Origin of the sequence: Arthrobacter terricola (assembly GCF_004354015.1) — a bacterium.
GTDB classification, from domain to species: domain Bacteria; phylum Actinomycetota; class Actinomycetes; order Actinomycetales; family Micrococcaceae; genus Arthrobacter; species Arthrobacter terricola.
Genome location: NZ_SMRU01000081.1, coordinates 1 through 2,948 on the forward strand (window position 1 = coordinate 1; position 2,948 = coordinate 2,948).

4 protein-coding genes are annotated in these 2,948 nt (G+C 62.7%); 1 reads left to right on the forward strand and 3 read right to left on the reverse strand.

Features of this window, described 5'->3' with window-relative positions:
* Window positions 1-88: 88 nt before the first annotated feature.
* A complete protein-coding gene (locus E1809_RS26225; RefSeq protein WP_133207142.1) occupies window positions 89-397 on the forward strand; it encodes a hypothetical protein in 309 nt (102 codons plus the stop codon).
* A gap of 59 nt (window positions 398-456) precedes the next feature.
* Here E1809_RS26225 and E1809_RS26230 read toward each other — a convergent pair whose 3' ends face one another.
* The 3 genes from E1809_RS26230 to E1809_RS26240 form a co-directional block, all read right to left on the reverse strand.
* Window positions 457-1,434: a phosphotransferase gene (locus E1809_RS26230; protein WP_133207143.1), complete on the reverse strand. Its 978-nt coding sequence runs from the start codon at window positions 1,432-1,434 to the stop codon at window positions 457-459.
* A 118-nt stretch (window positions 1,435-1,552) separates the two neighbouring features.
* Window positions 1,553-2,209 (reverse strand): TetR/AcrR family transcriptional regulator, encoded by a 657-nt coding sequence (locus E1809_RS26235; RefSeq protein ID WP_133207144.1) that lies wholly within the window; start codon window positions 2,207-2,209, stop codon window positions 1,553-1,555.
* A partial coding sequence (locus E1809_RS26240) for a DUF3459 domain-containing protein (RefSeq protein ID WP_133207145.1) occupies window positions 2,209-2,948 on the reverse strand: 740 nt, incomplete at its 5' end. The genes E1809_RS26240 and E1809_RS26235, both read right to left, overlap by 1 nt.

The following is a 2,948-nucleotide window of genomic DNA, read 5'->3' on the forward strand; positions in this document are numbered from 1 at the left end:
GTGACCCTTCCGGCCGGCATCGTAGCCTCAGCAGCGGACCGCTCGAGGGCGGCAAGTTTCCCGACACCTGCATATTAAGGCGAACACCATGAGCATCGAAATTTCAGACTTCACCACCCTGCTAGGCGACACGGCTGTAGCCGAAATGGCATGGACCGCCGAGACGGTCACCGGCGCCGTCCGCCGGGTCGAAGAAGAGCACCCCGGGTACAGCTATTCATACTCCACGGAAATCCGATGCGACGCCTGGGAATGCAGCCGGTACATCGAGCTCAACCTCGTCCGAGGCGTCAGCACGAGCATCACAGCCGACGAGGCATACGCTGCCCACCGTTTGGAGCGTCTCGATGCGCTCCTTGCCGAACTGATCCACATGCCGGAAGACCTTGGCAATTAACCAGTGGCCAGGTCCTTGAGACCGAGACAACCTCGCCGTCTCGCCGCGGATTTGCTCGTTCACTGCGATTGGAGCCTGCTGCGGAGCCATGACGTGGCGGCCTCGCCTTGCTGCCGCTGAAAAGTCCGAAGCGTCGGCAGGCCCGGCACCGGCTGCTGTCTGGCGGCATCAATGAAGTAGGCGCCAAAGCCCGAGAGCAGACCTGTGATGCTGCCGGCATCCGCCGGGGCGAAGACTTCGTGGCTGTCAAGGATCGAATCAACGTCGAAGACCGGATCAAAGACCCGCACGTTAAGCAGCACACACAGCGCATCCACCCAGGATGAGCCGATGCACGCCCAGGGCCAGTCCACGAGAACCGCTGTGCCGCCGGTAGTGATCATGACGTTGTCGGCGCGGACATCGGTATGGACCAGCGTCGTGCCGGGAAGATCTTTCAGGCCGCGGTCGGCAAGGCCTTCAAGGACGTCGAGATTCTGAAGGATCCACGGGTCGATCGCCGGGGGTGGTTCTGTTCTGATGCGGGACCACCCCTTGAAAGGCTCGCGGAGCTCGTCTTCTAGAGAGGGCAAATGCTCCAGCGAAGGAGGCACAGGCGTCCGGGAGAGCTGAAAGAGGGCGTCCAGGACCAGTGTCAGCTCCTTCCGGGTCCATGGGACGTGCGGGTGCCGGCCCTCCACGTCGCTGAGAACGAGCGCGACCCAGTCACCGTCGTCGAAGGTTCCGATCAACGACGGTGCCGGCACGGTCCCCGGCAGGGCGGCAGTGATGGCGGCTTCTTTCCGGTGGATGGCCGGTGAATCCTCATTCAGTTCGCGGCCGACCGCTTTGACGAAGGCCCTGGCACCTGTGCTTGTGCGGACCCTGTCGGCCGTGCCCGGGGAGAAACCGCCCCGTTGCCCGTGCGCCTCCACAACGGGTGCGTGAAGAATCTGTTCGATTCCGGACCGGACGTTCGCAGGTAAATCGGCCCAACTGATGCGGGCGCTCCACTCCGGCTGCATGTGTGAATTATCCGCCGTGCTGGGAGTGGTCATGAAAGATGACGAGTGAACCCCGGGGACACGTTTCGAGCGCCGATTAGTCTGCCAGGGCGTCAGCCGAACCCTGACGGGAACCACAAGCTGTTTCGTTGACGCTGAGCTTGATCGGGGCTTAAAAGTCCAGTCTGAGGATGGTTCGTGAGAGCAAGTCGGCCCGCTCGGAGAGCAGGGCAAGACCGTTCTCGTCCAAGCCGGGATCGGCCCATTGGGTCGAGCCGTCGAGCAACGTCATGATCACCTTGATTCGCTTTTCCGAGTCCGGGTATCCCAAGACGGTCGCCGCGGCTACATGTATCCGCTCGTAAAGGTTCGCCCAGCCCTCGAGTTGCGCACTGATACCGGACGGGACGTTATGGGCCGAGTTGACCAGGATCGGGCTCAGGCGGGCGCTGTTGGAGGAATGGAGCCGGGTGATGTGGAGCCGGATGAGGCAGCTCCAGAGCTCCTGGGGTGTGTCCGCACGGTCAAGGATTTCAAGGATCTCGGTGCCGAGGTGCCGGAAGTAATTGCTCAGTGCCTCTTTCGCGATCTCGTCTCGCCCGCCCGGGAAATGGGCGTAGAGGCTTGGTGCCTTGATGTTGAGCTCGCTTGCAATCATCCGCATACTCACGTCATTGAGACCTTCGCGGGACGCCAGCTGCAAAAACACCTTGAGGATGTCCTGCCGGGATGCTGTGTGCCCATGTCCGGCAGACTCATCGAGGAAAAGGACGAGGGCTTCACGGACCGATTCACACGAGGTTGCGTCCAGTTCCTCCCTGCCGACCATCAGTGGACTGGCCGGGTCCGGAGCCAGATGAATTCCTGCGGGGGGAGCGTGATGCCGTCTGTAAGGTGGACTGTCCGCCCCGTGAGAAGGTCGACGGCGCCACTTTCGAACCCGGAGAGCGTCGCGGTCGCGATGTGCTGTGGGGTATCGGCGAAGTTCGCAAGGATGAGGACGGTGCAAGCGTCACCGGGTCGCTGGTAGCCCAGGACATGACGGTTGTGGGTGTTGAACCCGACGAGCCGGTTCCCCGAGAGTTCGGGCGTCTTCGCCCGGACTTCGAGCATTGTCGACAGTCCTTCGAAGATTTTCCCTGCCATGGTGGTCGGGTCATGGCGGTGTTCATAAGGTTCGGCGGGGTATCGGGGCCTGTGGACCCAGCGGCTGTCGGCCTCATGTCCGGGTTCCAGCGCATAGTCGGCGTCGTTGAGTTGGCCGACCTCGTCGCCGAGGTAGATGAGCGGGATCCCTCCTGTGGTGAGGGTGATCGAATGGAGCAGCAGGATCCGGCGGATCGCCTCGGCGGGGTCGACCTCGAGCCCGCACAGGGATGCCGTTGTGCCCGAAATCCGGCAGTCTCCCGTGCGAGGGTTGTCCTGGAAGGGGACACCGCGGGCGAAGCTTCCCGGAAACCGGTTCGTGTAGAAGGCGTTGAGGAAGCGCCGGTGGTCGAAACCGTTGATCCCAAGCTCCGCGGCGTCCTCGTCCGCGAAGGTCCAGCCAATGTCGTCGTGGCTGCGCA